Origin of the sequence: Acinetobacter piscicola (assembly GCF_002233755.1) — a bacterium.
Taxonomy (GTDB): Bacteria; Pseudomonadota; Gammaproteobacteria; order Pseudomonadales; family Moraxellaceae; genus Acinetobacter; species Acinetobacter piscicola.
In genome coordinates this window covers 16,409-39,600 of sequence record NZ_NIFO01000023.1, presented here as the reverse complement: position 1 = coordinate 39,600, position 23,192 = coordinate 16,409, and the positions used below count along the sequence as shown (strand labels likewise).

The following is a 23,192-nucleotide window of genomic DNA, read 5'->3' as shown; positions in this document are numbered from 1 at the left end:
ATCAGCAATTCACCCTTCTATATTTTCGGCATGTTTACTTTTTAAATTTTGTACATGTTGTCGATTGGTTTTCCATGATTTTTCTAAAATTTCTTTTTCAATACGCAATTGAATACGCTTCAATTTCATTGCAGGGATTCCAGCGTCCTTAAAGTTTTTTACATAATCTGTCCAACCTGCTCCACGGAAAACATTTTCAGGCATTTGCGTTTTAAACTCACAATCAGGCATAAAAACGATCACCGAATGAATCATTGTTGGGTCAACAATATCAGCCAATACCTGTTCCAATACTTTTTGGTGTTTATAATTTTGATGTAATGGATTTTGGAATTTATACGTCTTTTTATAAATCTTCTGAATCCACATTTTTTGGCGCTCGCTACCAAAGATCCAACCTTTATAATTTTTTGTTTCAATCACAAAAATACCATAAGGACTTAATAAAATATGATCAATTTGAGTCGTCTGATTTTGCTCATCGGGTAATGTACAATCATTCAGTAATATGTAATTTTCTTTATCTAAATACAGCTTTACATGCGCACTCACTGCAAACTCTCCAACTTTCCCTTTGAGAAAGGGCTTAAAGAGCTTAATAACAGCTATAGCTGCAAAAAGTAAAACCAACCACCAAAGATTCGATAATAATGGTGTAAAAATCTGAGAAATCATTGCTAATTTTTAATGTGATAAAGAATTTATTATAAGTTTAGAGAAATTAATCAACTTTTCAAATAGCTAAAGTCTAATCAAAACCCTTTCGATTATAAAATTACTAATTTTGCTTTAAATTTTTTAGCAAATTGAATCACAAATTGATGATAATTTTGCAAAGTTAATTCTACGAAATAAACAGGATCTTCAAATGTATAAATATAATATAAATCAATGCTTAGCTTCTTCCAATCTTCTAAAAAATCGTATTGATCTATATATTTATAATAAATTTTTTTGAATATTCTGACAGCCTCATCTAACTGTTCAATATTCGATATTATTCGATCACATAAATAGCTCATAAAAGAAAATAAACATTGCTTTATATCATTAATGTTTACATCCAATTTTACAAAAAGCATTTTTAATAAATTTAAAAATTCAATATGCTCTAAGTTCTTATCTAAAGAATATCCTAGAAATATATCTAACTCGCTTGAATGAAAATCTTCATTGACCAAGTTTTCTGCCCATTTGAAATAATCTTCATATATAAAATATTCAATCAAAAAATAACCAACGACACAAATTGTGCTTGAGTAATCCATTGGAGGTAATATATTTTCATAGATTACTGTAGCTTTCCATTTTTCAAAACTACAATAAATAATTGATATAGGATAAGGGAAAACTTCTACTTTTTGTTTCCAAGATAAATGAACATCTGCCACTCTAAAAGTGCCATCAACAAATGCATATAAAACATCATCATTCGATGAATTTTTTGCAATTGCATTTAACTTAGAATTATACAAAATGTGTGATGGATAAAGTTCTTTACTCAGTTCAATATTAAAAAAATCTTGTTTATCAATATCAATTAAATGCCAAGGTTCAATACATTCCATTTAATTCGCCTTGATTAATTTGATTCAAGTTTAAGTAAAACATCCTTATTCTCCAACCCACCTGCGAAACCTACCAACTTACCATTTGCACCTACCACACGATGACACGGTGCAATAATCGAAATCGGATTTTTACCATTCGCTGCACCCACTGCACGAACTGCTTTTACATTGCCAATCTGTTCTGCAATATCTTTATAACTACGCGTTTCGCCAAAAGGGATACTCAATAAAGCCTGCCAAACTTTTTGTTGAAATTCAGTTCCTTCAAAATCTAAAGCTAACTCAAACTTTTGACGTTGCCCTGCAAAATACTCATTAAGCTGCTTTTGTGTTTCTAACAAAATCGGATGTTGTTGATCTTCAATCAATTCTGCTAAACGAACCCGTTTTGGATTTTCATTTTCCCAAAGCACAGCAACCAAAGCAGCATCATTGGCCACAAGTTTTAACAAACCAACTGGAGAATTCATTTCCATAAAAGAAAGTTGCATCTTTCTACCTTATATTCAATTTTTAATCAGATTAACTCAGCGAGAAGATAATTTCATTAAAATTAAATCTGAAATAATCAGCACGACAAATACATTCGTTACCAAAACAGCTTTTGCGAAAAATAATTCACGAAAATATAAATATAAGAATTTTGGACATAAAAAATCCAAGCTTATCCATTGAATAAACTTGGATTTGAAATAAAAACGCTGATTAAGAAGATGACAGTTTCATCAAAATTAAACCTGAAATAATCAATACAGCTGCAACCATACGCATAGCCGTAGCAGGTTCACCTAAAATAAAAATCCCGATAAGAAATGAACCCACTGCCCCAATTCCTGTCCAAATCGTATAGGCTGTTCCCAAGGGCAAGGTTTTCATTGCATAAGCTAAAAGCGCAAAACTTAAAATCATGAAAAATATCGTGATAATACTCGGTGTTAGCTTAGTAAATCCCTCAGACATTTTCATAGAATATGCCCAAACGATTTCAAACACACCTGCAAAAATAAGTACAATCCAAGCCATGACGACCTCCAAATTTTAATGAGAATCAGGTCGTCCTGACGAATTTTCTCAGTGAGTTTTCCATTACGGATAAAACACTCAGGGAGGTCGTTCCTCCTAATGATGCTTAAAATTATACTGCAAATTATTTTAAATGGATGCCTTTTTACATTTAATGACCCAAAATACACCTATAAAAATTAGGGCTTTAAAGTCGTAAGTTTAAAACCCTTTTACTTAATGATCTTGAATCAAAATATTAAAATTAAGTATTAGAACTTAAAGCGAATCCCTGCACCGTAAAGCCAACCTTTTTCAGAATCGCTTTCTAACTGCCAAGCCGTTGAATCATTACCTTTAGAATATTCATAGGCAATATCAAGGTAAGGCATGACTTTTTTACTGATTTCATAACGTGTTTCTAAACCAGCAGTGACATTGCTTAAACCTGATTTCTTGGCATATTTAGAATCATCACTGAAAATAATATCCAAATCTAAATAGGGTTTAACAATGAGTTTTTGCGTGAATAAGAGATCACGTTCAGTTTCCAAACTAAACCCAGCATAATGATCTTCACCTGCATAGAAATAGGCATCGGTTTCAAAGAAATACGGCACCATACCATGCAAACCAATTACAGCATCCAATTTTTCCTCAGTATCTTTACGATGCTGATCTAATTCAACTTTTTCTACACGGTACCGCGTACCTATTTGCGCATCCCAAAAGTCTGAAATCATACGGCTATAGAGTGCTTTGACATCATATTCAGCATCATGTGACTCATGTTTATCTACATGTGCTTTGATGAAGATCTTATTTTCATCTGTACCAATACGTGTTTCAAACTCAGATTTTAGTGCACCTTTACCATCTTCATTGACTAACCATTTATTATCCACAGTGGTAACTGCATAAATCTGTGCGCCGTGTTCTGTACGATGGTCATGTCCTTGATGGTTTTCAGCCATCTTCTTTGTTTGGGAATGTTTAGTCTGAGAATATTCAGTTTGAGCATACTGGGTCTGAGAAGATGGATGCTGAGAATGATCCATTTTATCTAGAGAATATTGCTCTATTGAATCATCAACTTTTACAGCATTCTTACTCGATACAGTTGGCATAGTGTGATGCATCATTTTCGAACGATCCATCGGTTGCATATCATCATGGTTCATTTTGGAATGATCCATTTCAGACATATCATGCTGTTGTTCAGATAGCTGTTGCGGTGAAATATCCGCATGCCCTTCATGAGCAAAAGCTACACCACAAAGCAATAACAATGAACTCGCTAACAGTGTTTTTGGAAACGTTTTAGGAAATAAATTAGTGATGTGCATGTTCATCTCCTTTCTGCTCAGCTGTTGAATTTGCCTCTATCGTGCTATTGGGTTTAAGTATTGGCGTAGTTGATTGCTTCGCATCTGTCACATTGGCAACGATCAATTTATTCATCATGCCTGCACTCATGTGATACAACAAATGACAATGAATTGCCCATTCTCCCAATTCATCTGCGGTAAGCAATGCAGTAACCGTTTTTGCAGGTGGCACGACGATAGTATGTTTATTCGGCATATCAACAGCAGCTTGACCATTTTCCAACTGCATAAACATACCGTGCAAATGCATTGGGTGCGCCATCATGCTGTCATTGATAAATTTGATTCGAATACGTTCACCATATTTCACTTTGAGTGGTTCTGCATCACTGAATTTCTTGCCATTGATGGTCCAAATATAGCGTTCCATGGTTCCACCTAAACGAATCACCAATTCACTGGTCGCTTCACGAGTATCAGCTTGCGGTGTTAAAGATTTTAAATCACTGTATTGCAGTGCTTTATCACCTTTAGGTGTAGATGCATTTGCCCAACCTTCAACCACATCATCATTTTTAGAAGATGTTGTTTGTTTATGCTGTGAATGATCATTAGCTTGCATAGCATGATTCATTTTAGCGTGATCCATACCCTGCATATCGCCATGATCCATTTTTGAATGATCCATATCTTGCATATCAGCATGATCCATTTTTGAATGATCCATACCCTGCATATCAGCATGATTCATTTTAGCGTGATCCATATCCTGCATATCAGCATGATTCATTTTTGAATGATCTACATTTGAATCATCACTGCCATGTCCCATATCGGCCATATTGAGTAAAGCACGTGGACGGGCTTGAGGTTTTTGTAGCGTAGCGATATTAGGTGCAAGTTCGTTTTGCAAAGTCGCTATGGCAAAACCTGAACGATCAATTGATTCAGCTTCGATTTGATAATGCGCAGTTTTTGGCTCGACAATCACATCATAGGTTTCAGCTGCCCCGATACGGAATTCATCGACATTTACAGGTTTCACTGGCTGACCATCTGCACTCACCACAGTCATTTTTAAATTGGGAATACGCACATCAAAGAAAGACATGGCTGAGGCATTGATAAAACGCAAACGTACTTTTTCATTCGGTTTAAACTGAGCTGTCCAATTTTGTTCAGGCGTTTTACCATTCACCAAAAAGGTATAACCCGTTACATCAGACAAATCTGTTTTTAGCATACGCATCTGATTCCACATTTTACGATCAGACCACGTAGCTTTTAAGCCGTCACGTTTGGCTTGCTTCCAAACATCGCCCAAAGTTTCACGTTGATTTTGATAGTATTCAGCTGAAATTTTTAGATTTTTTTGTATCTCATCGCTTTTCTGCTCATGAAAATCTGAAAGCATCACCACATAATCACGTTCAGCTTTTTCATGTGTCGCCAAAGGTTTTTTATCTTTTGGATAGATGACTAAAGCACCATATAAACCATCTTGTTCCTGACCTTTTGAATGCGCATGATACCAATACGTTCCACTTTGGCGAACCTTGAATTTATAAGTAAAATCTTGGTTCGGTTTAATGCCATTAAACCCATTAAAACCAGGTACACCATCCATAATTCCGGGTAAAAGTAACCCATGCCAATGTAGTGATGAATCCTGATTTTTTAGATTGTTATGCACATGAATAACAGCTTCATCACCTTCTTCAAATTCAAGAAGTGGCGCTGGAAACTTTCCATTCACCGTAATCCGTTGTAAGGGCTTAGCTGTCACATTGACAGTCCCTTCATCAATGGTTAAATGATACTCTTTCACTGCTGCAAATCCCCACGATGAGGACATTAAACCAACAGCGAGCATGACGCTCCGCGATAATTTTATAGACATGACTTAATCCTGAAATTTTAAAAAATATTAAAAAAATTAATGATTTAAAAATTAAGAATTAAGCTTTGGGAGGACGTAAAATTTCTTGCCAATGCCCAGCAAGATGTTGGGCCTGATAAAAACTTTGTAGAGAATTTAAGTGCTGTGAATGTTCTGGCGAACTGATCTGAGGAATATCAGTATTAAACCAAACAATTGAAGATTGACATGAGAATAAAGCACAATCCTGACATTCAGAATGCTGAACTTGTTTAGATTGAATCAACTGTTTATGACAATCCGTCAAATTTTGCTTTTGCACATCTGAATGTGCATGTTGATTTTCTAATTGCGTTTTCAGATCGGCGCAATGTGCTTTCATGTCTTGAACAGACATACCTTGCATGATTTGCTGATGTGCTGCATCTGACTGATTCATTTGTTCATGTTGCATTTGCATGGTTATATGCATTGTTTTTACTGATGCAACAGACACACTACTCCAGCCTATGGCAAAAACCATAAGACAAACAAACCAAGCCTGTTTGCAGAGTTGAGTCAGCATAGAAACCAAATGAAAACGATCAATAGATATAGACTAAGCATATAGAATTATTGGATGTGTAGCAAATACACTTAACAAAACATCCATAAATCAGTTGCTTAATGATTGAGCTTTTAATTTCCCTAAAAATTGCTCGAAATAAATACGCTATTTAACTTTATAAATCATATAAAAAAGAGCTCATTTGAGCTCTTTTTACACACAATATGTCTATTTTACAAACCATTGATATTCAATTGGTTATTTTAAAACCAATTTATCCATGCGGTTATCAACACAGTTATCCATAGAGTTATCGTCAAAGTTATCCACAGACACTCTATCTAAACAGTAGAACGATTTAGACATTTACGCTGCCAACTTTTGCAAGTTCTGCACGCATTTCATCAATGACAGCTTGATAATCAGGTTTGCCAAAAATAGCAGAACCAGCAACAAACATATCTGCACCAGCCTCAGCAATTTCGCGAATATTGGCAGGTGTAACGCCACCATCAACTTCTAAGCGAATATCTCGACCCGATGCATCTATAATTTGGCGCGCTTGGCGTAATTTATCTAAAGTCATTGGAATAAATGTTTGACCACCAAAACCCGGGTTAACACTCATCAATAACACTTGATCAACTTTATCTAAAACATAGTCTAAATAATGTAATGGTGTTGCAGGATTAAAGACCAAACCTGCTTTTGCGCCACCAGATTTAATCAACTGTAAAGAACGGTCAATATGATGCGTCGCCTCAGGATGGAAAGTAATAATATCCGCACCTGCCTCTAGAAAGTCACCAATCATACGGTCTACAGGTGAAACCATGAGATGTACATCAATCGGTGCCTTGATTCCGTATTTTTTCAACGCCTTACATACACCTGCACCAAAAGTTAAGTTTGGAACGTAGTGATTGTCCATAACATCAAAATGGACAACATCAGCACCCGCTTCCAATACTTTTTCAACCTCTTCACCTAAACGAGCAAAGTCTGCAGAAAGAATTGAAGGTGCAATCAGATATGGCTTGGACATGAATCAACCTAGCGTAAATTTGGATTTAACATAGTATAACAAACTTAAAACGCTGAATTGTTTCAAAAACCAACAGTTTTACCGATCTTGATCATTGAGAAATAAAGACAAGCATGATCAAAGATTACGATCTATATGAACCATATGAAAATGACCTGAAGGATTTAAAATTTAAACCCTTCATATCGCTTGATTAATGTTTGGATTGTTGCTGCTTTTCAAAATCACGAACCATTTGAATACGTTCTTCAGTCGCAGGATGTGAAGATAGGGCATCTAAAACCGCTAAATGCGTATTTTCTTCTTTTTGCTCTTTCTGTGTTTGCGTTTTGCTTGGATCGGTCTTTTTATCCGAATCTGACTTCTTAGTAGAATGAGTAGAATCTTCTGCTTTTTCTTCGGCTGCGACTTCATCATTTAAACGCTGTAAAAAGTTCGCAAAATGCGCCACTTCTATGTGTTTACGATCCATCAATTTTAAAGCATATAAATCAGCTTCTTTTTCAAATTTACGTGAATAATTCGCACCAATCATTGCTGCGGGTAGAGAGGTCAATAAATCTGAACTATCCCCTGTCATTGCAATATACAACACGCTCATTCCCAAACTAGAAAGCCCTTGCTGCAAACTATGTCGCTCAATCAAATGCCCTTGCTCATGCGCCAAAACCCCAAGAATCTCTTGATCACTATGCGCTAATTCAATCAACTCATCTGTAATAATAATCGTATTATTTGGAAGCGCGACTGCATTTGCACCTAAATGATCGCCTTCTCGGAAAATTAATTTAGCAGGCTGACCTTCTGCGATCGTAGCTAAATATTGCGCCTTGATCTGATCTCGTTGCCCTTGGGCAAGATGACTTGGCTGAGTCATATTTTCAATGACATATTCTTCAACTTCATCACCAATTTTATCCAAAGTATTTGCAGGTAATTTAAATGCGACATAATGAGAAGCCGCAGGTATACCCCATTTAATTAAAGCAAAGCAAAAAGCCACCACAAAAACGAGACTAAAAATGATCAAACTTGGAGAACGCTCTAATTTCCAAACTGAATGCTGAACACCTTTCGTCCCATAATTGAACCACTCAGGTAACGGAGCTTGAAACTCAATTCGAGCATCATCTTTGAGTTCAATCACAGGGTGTAATTTCCCTAAAGCACCAATAAGCACCATATCGTCGTACAAATAGCGCCGTTGCTGTTGTAATTGCTCACCATAACGAATCAGAATTTCTGATGGTGATGATGCAGAAATACGTGCATGTTGCGGCTTAGACACCACACCATCATAGAAAATTACGTCAATAGATTGCGACATATATCATCCAATTCAGCTCATAGGTTTCTGTGGTTATAAAGAAATATCGATATCAAAGATGTCACTAATTTCTTCTGCAAGCGCACTATGGTCTTGTTGAGCAAGATTCATCATCTGATCAGGATCATCATGTAAAATAAGACTCATCGATTCAACTTGATATTTGTGAATACGAATCGCAGCCCAAGCTGACAATAAGCCGATACTCAAAATTTTTGCAATCCAGTTCGATGCAATAATCCATGCATATCGCCATTGATTACAGTCTGTTTTAAATTGACTATGCCCAACCGTCGTATTATTCCAAGTGGTAATAAAAATACGGGCTGCACTCAGTGGATAAATAAATAATCCTGCGATCGCATAAATAGCGAACACACCAATCATCACCATCTCTGGCGAGAAACCTGCAAGTGCACCAACAATTGAAAAGTAGACAATTCCAAACGCGATCATCACACCAAAAGACATAAAGATTGGAATATAAACTGCACTCATATACGCAGGCCAATCCGCATGTAATTTGAACTCTAATTGTCCAGCATACAAATGATTAATATAATATTTTTTATACAACCAAATCGCTACAGGTGCGAAAATACCCAAAGAAAAAATATAAACAGCAATACTGAGGAAAAAGACTTTATACGACTCTTTGGTTGTTCCATCAAAATAAAAGCGACTATTTCCGAACTTACTATTTCTGGCAGTAAAACGCATCGTGGCACGAATCAACCAAGGCACAGCCATATAAAGTAAAACAAGACCAACCAATGTTGCGATTCCAGAGTATTGCGATGAAATACTAAACGCAGCATAAATGCCTAAAGCAATGAGACGGCCGATTAAGATTTTTGTCGGTATACCTGTAAAGTCAAAACGTCTGCGGAAAAACTCAGTATTGCCGTAAAAATAACGTAAACGACGTACTTTTGCCCACGGTGCATATAAGCTCAAAGTCACAATAGTCAGTAGAATATTAACGATCCAAATACCGAAATATTCCATCGCATCGCCATGAAATTTAAAACGGCGAACTCTTGGATATTGTTGCTCCGTTGGCACTTCAATAGGCGGCGGAGTTTTATTTAAGTTTAAAGTTGAACTTTCAGGAAAATCTGACGTTGTTGGGTTCTGCATCATTCTTCTCTTATTGCCAAATATTATTTGATTTTTAATTCAAAAAGTTGTTTAACTCAGTGTATATTTTTTAACAGCATAATGAAATAGTTTCTCAGTTGTAGAAGTCTATCGATAAATAAACTTCTACAATCCAGTATAAATAGATCGAATAAAAAGCCTTATTTTTTAGGTATTTTTAGAATTTTCGAATCTTGAATCCATCATTTTTAAACAATCTAATGATTTAATAAAAAATCATTTCTGCAACTGAATCGCATGAAATTGCAAATGATCATCAATAAAACTTTGTATAAAATAATAACCATGATCATAGCCTTCTTGAAATCTTAGCGTCAGTTTCTGTCCCACTTCGCTACAGGCCTGCTGATATTTTTCAGAGTTTAATTGGCTATAAAATTGATCATTAACACCTTGATCAATTAAAACCTCATCAAATAATTGTCCTTTGGCTAAAAGCAATTGTGTTGCATCATGCTTTGCCCATTCAGTTCGGTCTTCACCGAGATAATTTGAAAATGCTTTTTCACCCCAAGGACATTCACAAGGAGCACAAATTGGAGCAAACGCAGATACTGATTTAAATTTCTCAGGATATTTCCAAGCCAAGGTCAATGCGCCATGCCCTCCCATACTGTGTCCAAATACACCAATCGCTTCAGCTTGTATCGGTAACTCTTGAATCAGTAAAGGATATAGTTCTTCGATAATATAGCTTTCCATCTGAAAATGTTCAGCCCAAGGCACTTGCGTTGCATTTAAATAAAAACCAGCACCTTGCCCTAAATCCCATGAATCACCTTGAGCAACAGCTTCACCTCGTGGTGAGGTATCAGGAGCAATCAGAATCAAACCTAATTGCGCAGCTAAACGTTGTGCATGAGCTTTAATAATAAAAGTTTCTTCTGTACAAGTTAGACCTGCCAAATAAAATAAAGCTGGGCACTTTTGCCCATCTAGCGCTTGTAGTGGAATAAAAGCTGCAAACTTCGTCGTTCCTTTTAAAGCCTTAGATTGCATTTGATAAACTCTTTGTTCACCATCAAAACAAATATTTTTATTCAGCAGTTCCATTTTAACTTTCCTAAGTTTTGATACTATTTAATATTTAATACGAACAATATACGATTTAAGGCGTTGCAGTTAAAAGCGGCTTCTGTTGAGCATCCAATTTTGCACTTTTAGCTTGTGCAGTATTGCTAGCCCCTTGTTGTGGAAATAAATGTTGTTCCAATTGTGGCAACATCATTTCTATGTTTTTACCAATCACCCATTGCGGTTCTGACGGTTCAAAACCTTGCGCATTTTCCCACTTAGCGACCGTTTCACTTGCTTCATTAAACGCAGCTTTCAATGTGCTTTGTTCTCGCATAGCTTGATCAAAAAACGCTCGCCCAAAATAAGTATAATCCGCTTCATTTGAACAACCGAAAGAAGCACGATCTGCGGCGGATGCAGTAATAATCAGAGTATCAGGGGATTGCAAAGCTGAAATAAAACTACCTGAATAACAAGCAGAAATCACAATGACTTTCCAACGAATTCCAGATTTATCTAAGCTTTCTCTCAGCCATTTAGGATCGACATCATCTAAATCTATTGGCTCATTTTCCATTTCAAATTGATTTGGCAAGCCATGCGAAGTCATATATAAAAACAACACATCACTTTCACGATTCATCTGTTGACCAATACGGCGTAAAGCAAGATCCATACTGGTTTTCGAGGCAATCGGGGTTTCATTGATACTTGCTGGATTGTTTACCAATTCGATAGAACGCCCAAAAGTACCAAAACGAGTATCAAATTGTTCTTTAATACGATCTATTTCAAATTTGAAAACATCTTGGTAACTTGCGCCTGCAACACCTAAAAAATACCAATGTGTTTGAGCAAATTCACCAAATTGAACTTGTTCTAAGGCTTTATTCAGTAAAAGTCCTTGTCCATAAAAGGCTTTTTCACTCAAACTTGGTGGAACTTCTTCAACCTTCCAAATCGGTTGTTCCTTAATCGAAACTTGCCATGTAAATAATGTTGCAACTGTAGCAAACATAATCAAGGCGCGTTCCCACCACGGCCAGTGTAGCTCTCTAGAAATCACCCAAACCACTGCAAGGCTTTGCCAAATGAACAAAGCAAAAAATAGCAGTGGAATCACATCATAAAAAACATAAGGTAGAAGATCTTGATTGCCCAAATATTGTAATAGACATTGAAACAACATGATGTGTGTATCAAGAACTAGCCACAACAACGCAGGAACGAGCATCAAACGTGGATTATTGGTTCGCTGAGAAAGAAAAATACCGACAATGAGTGCAATAAATGGCCATAATGCGTAGCTGACCAAACCTTGTTGATTAAATACACCACCATCGCCTGCTACTAACCAACTGAATAATGTATTGGCACAACCACCAAGTAATCCCCAAAAAATAAGCTGAAGAATAGAGGGTCGAACGATTTGTAAGGACTTTCTAGACCCTAAAAATAACCAAATCCCTGCACGTTGGTTACTTTTTAAATCATGCCAGAAGTTAATTGAGGGTTTAAGATCTATCATAAAGATTCTTTAAAGGCGGTGGCTTGAATCAGCATACCTAGTTTATGCTCGGTTAAAATTTTATCAATGCTTCATTTAACTATATATCAATAATTCGGCTATTATTGAAACAGTTACCAAATTACTCAATAACCATGTTACTAAAATAAGCATCAAAACGACATGCATCACCTTGCCATTGATGATCAGGCTGTTGATCATTTAAAAATATAGCCAGTCTAGGACGTTTTACCACAACACGCTTGGCAATTTGCTGTGCTAAGACTAAAAGATGATCTCCTAGATCCATTTCACCATCTTCAGGTAAAAGCATATGTAACAATTGCATTTGTTTTTTTACTTGCGCTTGTTTTTTAATCGCTTGTTGATTTTGATCTCGTTGTGGAAACATTGGGTCTAAATAAACCACATCCACTTTTTTATTTTCAAGAATTGATCGACGAAGATATTCATTTGAATCAGCAAAAACCAATTGAATACGACTCACCACTTTTGATAAAAATGGATCTTTTTCAGCTTGAGCTTTTGAGTCTTCTAATAATGTAAATAAAATCGGATGACGTTCGATTAAACTCACCTCTGCACCCAAATATGCCATCAATAAAGTGTCATGCCCTAAACCTGCTGTTGCATCAATCAATGACGGCTTCTCAGCAATATTACATGCCCGAGCAATCATTTCAGACTTGATACTGGCACGTTTCAGTCGTGGAATTTCGGCTTTCCAATCTGGCTGCATTTTCATGCCATTGGCAGATAAACTTAAACCCAATGTATCTACGCATAACGCAAGTTCAGGGTTTAGCCTTAAAAACCGTGCATTCAATTTCTCAATGACTTCAACATTTACAGTCACGCCACGTGAAGAAAGCACAGCTTGATAAGACTGTGCTTCCTCTAAAAATGTGGATTCAGTAAATAAGCGAATATCGCTTACCATAATCTCCAACCTGTTAATGCAAACAATAAAATCAATAGTCCCGATGCAATACGATACCAAGCAAAAACCATAAAGTCTCGCTTAGAAACATAAGCCACCAAAACACGAATCAAAATCAAAGCAGAAACAAAAGACACAATCAAACCAACAAAAAATACGGTCCAATCTTGTGTTGTTTGATAAATATGATAATTTTTGAGCAGATCCAATATACCCGCGCCGACAATTACAGGGATACCAAGGAAAAAGGAAAACTCAGTTGCTGCTTTGCGTGACACACCAAGTACCATACCACCAATAATGGTTGCGCCTGAACGAGAAGTTCCTGGAATAAGTGCCAATACCTGAATTAAACCAATATAAACTGCTTCTTTAATCGAAATATTTTCAACTTCAGCAGCATTAACTTTAGGTGGATGCTTTTCAACCCACCAAATAACTAAACCACCAACAATTAAACCAATTGCAACGGAAATATCATTAAATAGTAAAGCCTTTACAGTATCACCAAAAGTTAGCCCTACAATCATGATCGGAATAGAAGCGACAATGATACTGATACCAAGATGGCGCCCTTGAGGTTCACCTGAAAATAAACCGATAGCAGCCCCCCAAAGTTTGCCCCAATACTGATAAATTACTGCGGCGATTGCACCCATTTGAATCGCAACAACGAATAAATCACTTTTTTCTTTGGTCCAAAAGTTCATTAATTCAGAAGCGAGAATTAAATGCCCCGTACTTGAAATAGGTAAGAATTCAGTAATACCTTCAACAATACCCATGATGGCTGCTTTAAGGAGCAGTAAAAGATCCATGTTCAATCCTAAAAAATAAAATCTAAAAACCGCTTATGGTTTGCCTTGTTCTGGAATTTTTTTCCATGCATTATCACGCAGATATACGGGCAAAGCCTGTTCGGCACTGAACCAGTGTCTTTCGATTGCATTTTGACGTGCAATGGTTGCAATATCTTCGGCTGTTGCAGTAATGCGCTGAAACTCTATCGCCGCTTCCTTAACTAAAGCTGAACCAGAGCCAATCAATGTGTATTTTTGATATTCAGCGGCATGTTGATAATCGAGTAGCTTTTCTTCATCTACAAGTTGCATGATATTATTTTGATCAAGCTTAAAGCTCGCCATATAGACTTCTTTCATTCTCGCATCTAATACAGCAGTGACTTCAGTCAGTTGTTGTAATCTAAATGCAGCTTGAGCCAAAGCTTGTAAAGTTGAAACAGGTATGACTGGAATATCATTTGCCCACGCCAAGGCTTGCGTCACAGCAGCATTAATTCGAACACCACTAAATGAGCCTGGCCCCCGACTAAAAGCGATCGCAGTGAGTTGCTCATTTTTAATTTGAGTTTGCTCAAAGCCCTGCTCAATCATTGGTAAAATGGTTTGAGTTTGTGCCTTTGCTCGTTCATCAAGTTGAAAATATAGCGTTTTTGTTTCATCAACAATTGAAACGGAACACTGCTCATTGGCAGTTTCCAATGCCAGCAATTTCATGCACAACCTTAACTGTATTAAAAATGCTGACTATGATACTCCACTCATTTCAAGAGTGCGAGCGCTTAGCACCAAAGCGAAAGATATAAAAATATTCCATAAAAAAACCAAGAATCAATTCTTGGTTTTCTATCAACGCTAAAACGATCTAAAAATTATTTTTCAAATTGAAATTCTTCTAAATCAATAAAATCTTTATAATGAGATGCATAGTGCAAGGCACTCATTTTCAATAAATTTTCTGCATTTTCATCCAAAGTACGCACAACCTTACCCGGTGAACCTACCACCAGTGAATTGTCTGGAATCACCTTCCCTTCCGGGATTAAGCTGTTTGCACCAATGATGCAATTCTTTCCAATCACAGCATTATTGAGGATAACTGCATTTATCCCAATCAGGCTATTATCGCCAATCGTACAACCATGCAACATTGCTTGATGTCCAATGGTCACATAATTCCCGACGTTCAGCTCAATGCCTGCATCGGTATGTAGCACAGCATTTTCCTGAACATTACTAAAATCACCGATTCGAATTTTAGAATTGTCCGCACGAATCACCGCACCAAACCAAACACTGACTTGTTGACCAAATTCAACTTGACCAATCACGGTTGCATTATCTGCGACCCAGCCATCAAAAGGTTCATGTAATGCCTTTGGTACATAACCTTTAAATTTGTACATCATAACAACCAATCCTTGTGTAACTTATTACTTTTTATTAAAAACTTGTGAATTAAATGCTGGAGAATTCAACAAAAAAGGCCAGTTTTTTTGATAATCCAAACCATACTTAAACAGCGAAATTAAAATTCGTGCAGTTAAGCCCCAAATCACTTCATTTTCAATTCTTAAACTTGGAAAATAAACAGACTGATGCGCAAGACGAACTTCATAAGGAATCGGCTGAGCTTCCATCATTTTTTTAATAGGCGCATAAAAAATACGATCTATTTCGGTGGGTTGAGCAATTAAGTTTGTATCTGGAGGGATTAAACCTACAACCGGTTTTACAGTCATTCCACTTTTCGCACGCTCCATGGGTAAATCACCAATGAGCTGCACATCAAAAGGATTTAGTGCGGTTTCTTCCCACGCCTCACGTAATGCAACAACAATATTACTTGTGTCATTGGGATCACGTTTACCGCCAGGAAAAGAAACCTCACCTGCGTGATTGGATAAATAAGCAGACCGTCTTGTAAGTAATATTTTAGGATCTTTTTCTTGAGTGATTGCGACAAGAACTGCGGCATTGGCAGGATGTGTTCTTTTGCCAAAACGTAACCGATTTTGCAATACTTGGGTTAACTCTTGATCCAGCATTGGTGACACTCTTACTTTTAATTCTCTTTACATCATATATGAAATTTTATAGATAAGGCTATAAATGATGCGAAACTAAATTTTTTCAGTTATGCTGAGATATCTCAAATTTTCAATGAAGCTTATGAGTTTTTGTACTGCTTGTGGTCAAACGACAATAGAAAAAATACCATTAGGTGATCAAAAAGTCCGTAAAGTCTGTACCAACTGCGGTACGATTCATTATGTTAACCCTAAAGTGATCTGCGGTGCGCTCGCCATTTGGGAAAATAAAGTTTTGTTATGTCGTCGTGCGATTGAACCTCGTTATGGTTTATGGACATTGCCTGCGGGATATATGGAACTGCTCGAAACCATGGAACAAGGCGCAGCACGTGAAACACGTGAAGAAGCTGAGGCAGAAGTAGACATCGAACAGCTTTATTGTATGTATAATATTCCGCGTATCGGTCAAATTTACGTATTATTCAAAACACAAATTAAAGATGGTGTGTTTGGAGCCGGTGAAGAAACCATTGAAAGTCGTTTATTTGAAGAACATGAAATTCCTTGGAATGATTTGGCTTTTCCAAGTGTAGAACGCACATTAAGACATTATTTTGAAGATCGTAAAAACGATGTTTTCCCTATGCATTTAGAAACTTTAGGCACTCGTTTAGATCAAACGGGTTAAGTTTTTTATTGAAATACAATAAAAATACCCTCCAATCAAATTTGATTGGAGGGTATTTTTTAAGACAGTATTCTATAAACCACCGTCGTTATTTCGTCTTCACCGTATAACAGCTTGGTAAACTGACTGATAAAGTTCCTGAAACTCGTTTTGCCAATTCAGTTTGATCAGGTGTAGGTGTTATCTTATCTTTATTAGCTTCATTATAAATCGCTTGGTAAACTGCTTGTAAATTCAACCAAGTCGCTTGAGTCGTGGTATCACCATTCCAACTGGTAATATTGACACCACTCGACGTATTTTGTTCATTAATCAATCTTTGAAGATTTAAACGAATACCGCCTGAAGCAACAGTATTGCCCGAAGAAATGTTTGCACCATCGGTAGCTCTGATAATTAAAGTTTCATTTAATCCAAGTAAAGCACCATCAAGCTTACCAAAAACTGGATTTGCTAAAATCATACGTAACGTGATTGATTTTTCTACATTACCATTAATATAGGCTGTACCTGTTGTACCTACACGATATTGTTGTACATCAGAATTGTTATAACGATACGTGGCTTTATCAAAATTCTCACTATCACAACGTGTTCCTGACAAATCCGTTGCAGAGGTCATATTGGTACGAATATCACCATTCTCATCAATCACAATACCTAAAGTTTGTGTTTTTGGCGTAATATCTTGATTATCAAAAGTAAAGGTTAAATTTACATACAATGGGAAATAATATTTTTCACCCGTTTTTACCGTATTTGGGGTGAGAAAAACCTTTTTATCTAAATAGTTGGCAGGATTGGTTTTATAAACATCAATGCTTCCTGAAAGTTGATCACCATTTAAAGTTTGACGCCATTTACCATATACCGTGTTATCCGTTGGTGCAGTCGTTGTTCCAGATGCACGCTTGTACATATATTCTGTACCAGCAATATTAGTATTGTTGACTAAGGTACCTTGATATATTTCTAACTTATCTGTGACAGTACTATCAGATTTAAACTCCAACGGTTTGGCAATTTTACGTGATAATGGACTAATCCAGCCTTGCTGTGCATTGACATTCAACTTTTGTGGAAGCACTTGATTTAATAAATCAAATTTTAATAATGAATCTGAAAATGGGCTTCCCTCTACCTTTTTAGGTATTCCCACCCACTGCATTCCATAGCCCATTGAATAACCTTGACGGTCTGTCACAAGGTACATATTGGCAATCGATTCATTCTTTGTACTTAAATCGCTCTTGCCTGTAAAGCCTTGAATATCAACATTAGCCCCACTAAAAATCAGGAAATTAGTTGAATAAATATTCACTAGAGATTGCTGAATTAAACGCTGTGCAGTTACTTTTGCTGTATTTTCATCGATTGCACTTACATTTAACCACGGCTTTAATTTCTCGACATAAGTCCCATCTAGGAAATCAGCAGGTCCAATGTCTGTTGCCAAATTTTTTAAATTATTTTTAAGCGTTTCACCCAACACCATTGGTTGTACATCACCGGCTTGGTTCGCTTCTTGTCCTACAGCAACCGCTTGTAGTACACGAACTAAACCCACCATGACTTTGAAAGTATCATCACTCATGGTCATACTGGTCGGTGCTTTTCCTGTCATTGCACTCGCAATATCGATTAAACCAATTGCTGCAGGCTGTCCAGCAACTTTTAATGGTCTAATTTTAGCAAGGTCAACATCACCCAATGTAATTTTACGTACAGATTCAGAGCCTTGAATAAAGAACTTGGCTTTATCTCCGATTAAACAACCACCTGAAGCTAAACCACCTTCTATTTTTGTTGTATAGTGATTTTGCGTATCTGTACTACAATCAAAATTTAGACCTTCAACAGGATAATCTACATAAAAACCTAAGCATTTTTCTGTCGAATCTGCATCGCATCCATTGGTATAGGTTTTTATCCCTTGATATGGATTTTCATGTACCGTTGAACTTTCACCACCGCAGCCAATGAGAGCGAGCGTTAAACCAGTTAAAGCAAAAGGGGCTAAAAATCTTTTTTTCATCATTACGTCCTTACTGAATAACACTCAGCTTAATTTGTCCATGATTTGTTAATTGTTTATTTTCAACATCGATTGCTGAGGATAAAGGGGTTAAAAACATATAAACTGCTTTTTCAGGCTTTCTTAATACGCCTTCCATCGCAGAAAATTGTAAATTGTTATCTTGCATATCTTCATTTTTAAAGCCACTTACACCTTCCAATACACAACCTTGTTGGTCAAGAAAAACCACCAAAGGCCAGTAATATGAAGGAACTTTTGAAGAGGATGCATATGAAGTAAGTAAAACATTTTGCACTTGTGAATCTAATTCAACAATTTCATAGGCAAAACTTTCTTTAATCGGAGCAACAGGCCAAATGCCAACCTCTTGATTTTTTGTGGATAGTTTTTTTGCTTTTAAAACTTTCTTGCCAGTAAAGCAACTTTTCTCAAGATTCTGAACGACTTCATTTTGTGGTAAACGATAATAAGTAGACGCTAAAACAATGGCTTGTTTTTCTATAGGTTTGGAATCACCGCGTATACGGTCTAATAAACTCGCACTCAATCCTTTTTGGCGTTCGATTGTTTCATAACGTCCATGAACTGCCCCAACTTCAGGTGTCATATAGAATCGTTTTTTGCCTTCTAAGTTGAATTCTCGATCTTCCAAGTATTCATTATTGACATATTTTTCACCATCAATAACAGTGAAATTATTATTGTCCGTGTCTTCTTGCGCAGCTTGAATTTGGGCTGTATTAGAGATTTGCATCGGAGCTTCAGTCCCTACAATTTTTTGCTCAGAACTTTTAGATTGCATAGTAACGGGTGCAGAAGGTGATTTTATAACTAGTTTCTGCTGTGTCTTTGACGCTAAAGAATTGTCTACTTTTGCATTCTGATTTGAATTATTTTGAATTGCTTTTTGTTCAGCAACGATTGGTTTTTGCTGTTGCACTACTTGATGTTGATGCTTTTGTACTGGTTCAGATTTATTCTTTTGAATAACAACAGGTTCTGCATACACTCTCGTTTGGTTTTCTTCATTCGGCTTTGTTTTTATAATAGGTTGTGACTTAATCGATGGATCAATAGACTGTTTTTTTTGAGCCTTTTCAGATGCAACATTCTCAATATTCGTTGGATTGATTTCAGCGTTTTTAGGGATTTCCTTTTTAGATTCCTCACTTTTAGATGGTTGTTTTTTAGATATTTCTTTAGGCACATCTACAGGTTTTTGTACAATCATTGGATGACCATCTGGTCCAATGATTGTATAAAAATTTGCAGCATAAGGTGTTGTTATGGCTAGACTCATTCCCAAGGCTAGCCATAATGGTTTTAAAGCTTGTGTATTGCTCATTTTCAAACGCATTACCATCTCGTTCTATAGTTAATACCTAAAATAATTACATCTGTTTTTGTTTTTACATTTAAGCCTGCGTATGGGTTAAGTAATAAGTTATCCACACCTGTTTGGTTTGCTAAACTACTGGTATTTGCAGGGATATTATCTTTACTACGTAAATAACCAGCGGATAAGTCAATATCCGTATCTTCATCAAAACGATAAGTGAGTCCTAGACCATATAACTGTGCATTGTTAATCGGTACCATCGTGTTACGTTTATCATCTGGAATGGAACTGGCACGCGGCTCATAGCCAGCGCGTAACGTTAAACGATCGTTGGCTGAATATTCAAAACCGATTCCCCAACTCCATGGTGATTTAAAGCCTAATGGTAAAGATAAAGATTGGTCTGTTACATTATTTGATAATAATTTTGCAATTTTAAGCGCTGAAATTTGACGATCAAATTCAAATTTGAATTTTTCCCATGCTTTAAAATCAGTCCAACCTACATCGAAGTTAACTTGTAAATCAGGTAAAACTTTATATTTAATACCCGCCTGAAAATGCGCAGGATATTCTAAATCCATTGCAATTAAACCAGACTCTGTGGGTGGAATATAACCAGGGAAGCCTAAAATCGCTGCTAAAATTTGTCCTGTAGCTGATGAGTTTAAACCTTTAATGAGTTCTCTTGGTGCGTTGGCATTATCAATGAAGTATTTACCCTTCATACGCATTTTAGCCGAGCTTTGGTACACCATACCGAAACCAAATTCTTCAGTTGGTTCCCACATTAAACCTAAGTTATAACTTGGACTTAGACTTTGTTCGAGCGATACTTCCATTTTGCCGAATTTGCCAAATGGATTCATCCCTTCGTCTGCATTACAGATACCAAATAACAGTAAGTCTGTAATCGCATTCGAATTATTACGAAATGGCGCACAAACAGATTCATCAATCATCCGTAATACACCAATCATTTCATTGGGAAATCTCAAATCAGTCTTTAACGCCATCGCGTTATATGACATACCGACTGAAGCACCAATCGAGAGTTCGTCATTCACCTGATAAGCAATCGATGGTGATAAATAAGTAATACGCTCAATTGCAATCTGCTGTCCCATATAGTTACCGGGATTACCATCTTCAGCACCAAACCCCGCAACCATTGGCGCATATGCCGCAGTTGCATAGGTCAATTTTGATCCTGGCGGGTTATAAGAAACGCCAGCTGTAGGTGCTACAACAGGCCACCCCGGACCTAAATCGACAACTTTTTTTAGAATTGGAACATAAAGGCTCGCGTATTCAACGTCCCCACTGACCGAACCTTTATAATCTGTACAAAGATTGGATGGATTGTCTGGCGTATCATTACAAACAAGAGGATCGTCTGAATAGCCAAATACGTTGTAGCCAACAGGCGCAGAAAACTCTCTTTGAACACTAAAGTCCGCAATAATTCCCTGTACATCTGTTTGTAAGCCTTTTAGTTTAGTCAAACCTGCGGGGTTAAAATGAATTGCACTAATACCAGGAGGATCTGCAGTAACAGCATTCCCCATCGTTAATGAACGTATGTCTACAGATAGATTTAAACCTAAATGTGCAAACGCCTGTGTTGAGCACCCTGTCAAAAAGATCGCTGTAACCAATGGGCGCAAACGTATGTTTTTCATACATTACTCCCTTATTTAGCTTTCTTCTTACCAAAACCCAAAATATCAAGCGGGAATGATAAACCTAATGAAATATCAGGTGAGTCTTCCGTTAAACCTATCCCCAATGTACCGTTTACAATCGTTTCAGGATTTACACGTACACCGAGCGCGATAGAGAACATACCACTAGACTGATCTGCTGCATCATATGAGTCAGATTGACCTGCAACAGGTTTATATTTAAAAGACGTATTCATATTAAACGACTGTTGATATGACATTGTCATCGACACATCGTAGTTAAATGAATAAGCAAAACCGAAAGAGAAACCACCTGTCATCCCAGGATCGAACTCATCTAAAATACGTCCGCCAGCTTGGTTTCCGCCTTCCCCTTCTGCATTACCACCACCACGTACCTGATTCAGCCCAGTTTCTTTAAAACCATAGTTCGCTGAAACTGATGCAAATAATACGACTGGATCGATATATTTACGGGTACTTGCACCAACCCCAACAGAATAATAGCCTTTACCAGTTGATAAATCCGTATTTGGATTAATTTCATACGGGCTATCACCAGTCTTGGTTGAAAGGCTTCCGAACAAAATTAAAGGTAAACGACCTGCTTTCAATGGGAATGGTTCCCAACGCGCACCTAGGTTAATATCACCTAATCCTGCTGTGGTTGCATCTTTTAAATTATCAGACTTTGCAACAAACGGAATTGAAGCTGTAAAGGTTAAATTATCAAGTATGCCGTACTGAGCAGTAAACGTATTGGTAATCGTATGATTGGCATCTTCATCAACTCGCAATTGGTAGAGTTGACCTTCATTCATCCCTGCATTAATTTGGCTATCGCGATAATAAGAATAATCTAAATCATAAAAAGTAGAAAATTCATTCTTTTTAATCAGCGAGTATTGGCGCTCATTTGAAGTAAAAACCTCTTGAAGGTTAGTTTCTTGAGTCGCATCACCTTCTTTCTTTTGTAAAGCTGCTGCAGCTTGCGTACCTGGTTTTGGCGCTAAAGATTTTGTTTCATCTTTATTGATTGCTACTTCTTGACTAGGTGATGTAGCAGCACTCGTTGTACTAACACTCTCTGAACTTGTACTTGGTGCTGTATCTACCGATGCTGCTTGATCTGACTGTGCTACCTCAGTAGCAGTATCTGCAACATCAGCACTGACATCCTCTTCCGCTGCATACAAACTCCCCATTACAAATTGAATGCTAATTGCAAGTAAAGTTCTTTTCATCCATTGATTATTCATTTTAT

Annotated in this window: 22 protein-coding genes; 1 reads left to right on the top strand and 21 read right to left on the bottom strand. The window is 36.9% G+C overall.

Going from position 1 to position 23,192, the window contains the following annotated elements:
• Window positions 1-9: 9 nt before the first annotated feature.
• The 17 genes from CDA10_RS13725 to CDA10_RS13645 form a co-directional block, all read right to left on the bottom strand.
• The gene (locus CDA10_RS13725) at window positions 10-675 is read right to left on the bottom strand and encodes a nuclease-related domain-containing protein (RefSeq protein WP_089606147.1); all 666 of its coding nucleotides are present in this window, start codon (window positions 673-675) and stop codon (window positions 10-12) included.
• Window positions 676-767: 92 nt separating this feature from the next.
• A complete protein-coding gene (locus tag CDA10_RS13720) occupies window positions 768-1,568 on the bottom strand; it encodes a hypothetical protein (protein WP_089606146.1) in 801 nt (266 codons plus the stop codon).
• Between the two features lie 14 nt (window positions 1,569-1,582).
• The gene (locus tag CDA10_RS13715) at window positions 1,583-2,062 is read right to left on the bottom strand and encodes a methylated-DNA--[protein]-cysteine S-methyltransferase (protein WP_089606145.1); all 480 of its coding nucleotides are present in this window, start codon (window positions 2,060-2,062) and stop codon (window positions 1,583-1,585) included.
• Window positions 2,063-2,276: 214 nt separating this feature from the next.
• Window positions 2,277-2,594: a quaternary ammonium compound efflux SMR transporter SugE gene (gene sugE, locus CDA10_RS13710; RefSeq protein ID WP_089606144.1), complete on the bottom strand. Its 318-nt coding sequence runs from the start codon at window positions 2,592-2,594 to the stop codon at window positions 2,277-2,279.
• 251 nt (window positions 2,595-2,845) lie between these two features.
• A complete protein-coding gene (locus CDA10_RS13705; RefSeq protein ID WP_089606143.1) occupies window positions 2,846-3,919 on the bottom strand; it encodes a copper resistance protein B in 1,074 nt (357 codons plus the stop codon).
• On the bottom strand, window positions 3,906-5,801 hold the full coding sequence (locus tag CDA10_RS13700) for a copper resistance system multicopper oxidase (RefSeq protein ID WP_089606142.1): 1,896 nt from the start codon (window positions 5,799-5,801) through the stop codon (window positions 3,906-3,908). Before CDA10_RS13700 ends, CDA10_RS13705 begins: the two co-directional genes overlap by 14 nt.
• A 58-nt stretch (window positions 5,802-5,859) precedes the next feature.
• Window positions 5,860-6,240, bottom strand: coding sequence for a hypothetical protein (locus CDA10_RS13695; RefSeq protein ID WP_228704640.1), 381 nt, complete (start codon window positions 6,238-6,240; stop codon window positions 5,860-5,862).
• Window positions 6,241-6,685: 445 nt separating this feature from the next.
• Window positions 6,686-7,372 carry a ribulose-phosphate 3-epimerase gene (gene rpe / locus CDA10_RS13690; protein WP_089606140.1) on the bottom strand — a complete coding sequence of 229 codons (687 nt, stop codon included), beginning with the start codon at window positions 7,370-7,372 and terminating at the stop codon, window positions 6,686-6,688.
• Window positions 7,373-7,565: 193 nt separating this feature from the next.
• Window positions 7,566-8,699, bottom strand: a complete 1,134-nt coding sequence (locus CDA10_RS13685; protein WP_089606139.1) for a M48 family metallopeptidase — start codon at window positions 8,697-8,699, stop codon at window positions 7,566-7,568.
• Window positions 8,700-8,732: 33 nt separating this feature from the next.
• The gene (locus tag CDA10_RS13680) at window positions 8,733-9,839 is read right to left on the bottom strand and encodes a YjgN family protein (protein ID WP_089606138.1); all 1,107 of its coding nucleotides are present in this window, start codon (window positions 9,837-9,839) and stop codon (window positions 8,733-8,735) included.
• Window positions 9,840-10,076: 237 nt separating this feature from the next.
• Window positions 10,077-10,913, bottom strand: a complete 837-nt coding sequence (gene fghA, locus CDA10_RS13675) for an S-formylglutathione hydrolase (RefSeq protein ID WP_089606137.1) — start codon at window positions 10,911-10,913, stop codon at window positions 10,077-10,079.
• Between the two features lie 55 nt (window positions 10,914-10,968).
• Window positions 10,969-12,405, bottom strand: a complete 1,437-nt coding sequence (locus tag CDA10_RS13670; protein WP_089606136.1) for a C13 family peptidase — start codon at window positions 12,403-12,405, stop codon at window positions 10,969-10,971.
• Between the two features lie 121 nt (window positions 12,406-12,526).
• Entirely contained in the window at window positions 12,527-13,345 is an 819-nt protein-coding gene (locus CDA10_RS13665; RefSeq protein WP_089606135.1) for a class I SAM-dependent methyltransferase, read from the bottom strand.
• Window positions 13,339-14,163 (bottom strand): undecaprenyl-diphosphate phosphatase, encoded by an 825-nt coding sequence (locus tag CDA10_RS13660; protein WP_089606134.1) that lies wholly within the window; start codon window positions 14,161-14,163, stop codon window positions 13,339-13,341. The genes CDA10_RS13665 and CDA10_RS13660 overlap by 7 nt, the downstream gene beginning before the upstream one ends.
• 33 nt (window positions 14,164-14,196) lie before the next feature.
• On the bottom strand, window positions 14,197-14,862 hold the full coding sequence (gene tsaB / locus CDA10_RS13655) for a tRNA (adenosine(37)-N6)-threonylcarbamoyltransferase complex dimerization subunit type 1 TsaB (protein ID WP_089606133.1): 666 nt from the start codon (window positions 14,860-14,862) through the stop codon (window positions 14,197-14,199).
• A gap of 155 nt (window positions 14,863-15,017) precedes the next feature.
• Window positions 15,018-15,554: a gamma carbonic anhydrase family protein gene (locus CDA10_RS13650; protein ID WP_089606132.1), complete on the bottom strand. Its 537-nt coding sequence runs from the start codon at window positions 15,552-15,554 to the stop codon at window positions 15,018-15,020.
• Window positions 15,555-15,578: 24 nt separating this feature from the next.
• Window positions 15,579-16,193, bottom strand: coding sequence for a CoA pyrophosphatase (locus CDA10_RS13645; protein ID WP_089606131.1), 615 nt, complete (start codon window positions 16,191-16,193; stop codon window positions 15,579-15,581).
• Between the two features lie 124 nt (window positions 16,194-16,317).
• Here CDA10_RS13645 and CDA10_RS13640 point away from each other — a divergent pair, with 124 nt between their 5' ends.
• The gene (locus CDA10_RS13640) at window positions 16,318-16,866 is read left to right on the top strand and encodes an NUDIX hydrolase (protein WP_089606130.1); all 549 of its coding nucleotides are present in this window, start codon (window positions 16,318-16,320) and stop codon (window positions 16,864-16,866) included.
• Between the two features lie 88 nt (window positions 16,867-16,954).
• Here the strand turns inward: CDA10_RS13640 and filF are convergent, their stop codons facing one another.
• From filF to filC, 4 genes are read right to left on the bottom strand one after another with little or no spacing between them, the layout of a single operon-like run.
• Complete coding sequence (gene filF / locus CDA10_RS13635) at window positions 16,955-18,901, bottom strand: putative pilus system protein FilF (protein WP_089606129.1); 1,947 nt, start codon at window positions 18,899-18,901, stop codon at window positions 16,955-16,957.
• Window positions 18,902-18,911: 10 nt separating this feature from the next.
• Window positions 18,912-20,261 carry a putative pilus assembly protein FilE gene (gene filE / locus CDA10_RS13630; RefSeq protein ID WP_089606128.1) on the bottom strand — a complete coding sequence of 450 codons (1,350 nt, stop codon included), beginning with the start codon at window positions 20,259-20,261 and terminating at the stop codon, window positions 18,912-18,914.
• Window positions 20,261-21,925: a putative pilus system OmpP1/FadL family transporter FilD gene (filD, locus tag CDA10_RS13625; protein WP_089606127.1), complete on the bottom strand. Its 1,665-nt coding sequence runs from the start codon at window positions 21,923-21,925 to the stop codon at window positions 20,261-20,263. The genes filE and filD overlap by 1 nt, the downstream gene beginning before the upstream one ends.
• Window positions 21,926-21,936: 11 nt before the next feature.
• Window positions 21,937-23,187 (bottom strand): putative pilus system protein FilC, encoded by a 1,251-nt coding sequence (filC, locus tag CDA10_RS13620; RefSeq protein WP_089606126.1) that lies wholly within the window; start codon window positions 23,185-23,187, stop codon window positions 21,937-21,939.
• Window positions 23,188-23,192: the final 5 nt, after the last annotated feature.

What these genes read in the sequence shown, in the direction of transcription:
- CDA10_RS13725 (WP_089606147.1), bottom strand. Translation starts at nt 675, where the DNA reads ATGATTTCTCAGATTTTTACACCATTATTATCGAATCTTTGGTGGTTG.
- CDA10_RS13720 (WP_089606146.1), bottom strand. Translation starts at nt 1,568, where the DNA reads ATGGAATGTATTGAACCTTGGCATTTAATTGATATTGATAAACAAGAT.
- CDA10_RS13715 (WP_089606145.1), bottom strand. Translation starts at nt 2,062, where the DNA reads ATGCAACTTTCTTTTATGGAAATGAATTCTCCAGTTGGTTTGTTAAAA.
- sugE (WP_089606144.1), bottom strand. Translation starts at nt 2,594, where the DNA reads ATGGCTTGGATTGTACTTATTTTTGCAGGTGTGTTTGAAATCGTTTGG.
- CDA10_RS13705 (WP_089606143.1), bottom strand. Translation starts at nt 3,919, where the DNA reads ATGCACATCACTAATTTATTTCCTAAAACGTTTCCAAAAACACTGTTA.
- CDA10_RS13700 (WP_089606142.1), bottom strand. Translation starts at nt 5,801, where the DNA reads ATGTCTATAAAATTATCGCGGAGCGTCATGCTCGCTGTTGGTTTAATG.
- CDA10_RS13695 (WP_228704640.1), bottom strand. Translation starts at nt 6,240, where the DNA reads ATGCAAATGCAACATGAACAAATGAATCAGTCAGATGCAGCACATCAG.
- rpe (WP_089606140.1), bottom strand. Translation starts at nt 7,372, where the DNA reads ATGTCCAAGCCATATCTGATTGCACCTTCAATTCTTTCTGCAGACTTT.
- CDA10_RS13685 (WP_089606139.1), bottom strand. Translation starts at nt 8,699, where the DNA reads ATGTCGCAATCTATTGACGTAATTTTCTATGATGGTGTGGTGTCTAAG.
- CDA10_RS13680 (WP_089606138.1), bottom strand. Translation starts at nt 9,839, where the DNA reads ATGCAGAACCCAACAACGTCAGATTTTCCTGAAAGTTCAACTTTAAAC.
- fghA (WP_089606137.1), bottom strand. Translation starts at nt 10,913, where the DNA reads ATGGAACTGCTGAATAAAAATATTTGTTTTGATGGTGAACAAAGAGTT.
- CDA10_RS13670 (WP_089606136.1), bottom strand. Translation starts at nt 12,405, where the DNA reads ATGATAGATCTTAAACCCTCAATTAACTTCTGGCATGATTTAAAAAGT.
- CDA10_RS13665 (WP_089606135.1), bottom strand. Translation starts at nt 13,345, where the DNA reads ATGGTAAGCGATATTCGCTTATTTACTGAATCCACATTTTTAGAGGAA.
- CDA10_RS13660 (WP_089606134.1), bottom strand. Translation starts at nt 14,163, where the DNA reads ATGGATCTTTTACTGCTCCTTAAAGCAGCCATCATGGGTATTGTTGAA.
- tsaB (WP_089606133.1), bottom strand. Translation starts at nt 14,862, where the DNA reads ATGAAATTGCTGGCATTGGAAACTGCCAATGAGCAGTGTTCCGTTTCA.
- CDA10_RS13650 (WP_089606132.1), bottom strand. Translation starts at nt 15,554, where the DNA reads ATGATGTACAAATTTAAAGGTTATGTACCAAAGGCATTACATGAACCT.
- CDA10_RS13645 (WP_089606131.1), bottom strand. Translation starts at nt 16,193, where the DNA reads ATGCTGGATCAAGAGTTAACCCAAGTATTGCAAAATCGGTTACGTTTT.
- CDA10_RS13640 (WP_089606130.1), top strand. Translation starts at nt 16,318, where the DNA reads ATGAGTTTTTGTACTGCTTGTGGTCAAACGACAATAGAAAAAATACCA.
- filF (WP_089606129.1), bottom strand. Translation starts at nt 18,901, where the DNA reads ATGAAAAAAAGATTTTTAGCCCCTTTTGCTTTAACTGGTTTAACGCTC.
- filE (WP_089606128.1), bottom strand. Translation starts at nt 20,261, where the DNA reads ATGCGTTTGAAAATGAGCAATACACAAGCTTTAAAACCATTATGGCTA.
- filD (WP_089606127.1), bottom strand. Translation starts at nt 21,925, where the DNA reads ATGAAAAACATACGTTTGCGCCCATTGGTTACAGCGATCTTTTTGACA.
- filC (WP_089606126.1), bottom strand. Translation starts at nt 23,187, where the DNA reads ATGAATAATCAATGGATGAAAAGAACTTTACTTGCAATTAGCATTCAA.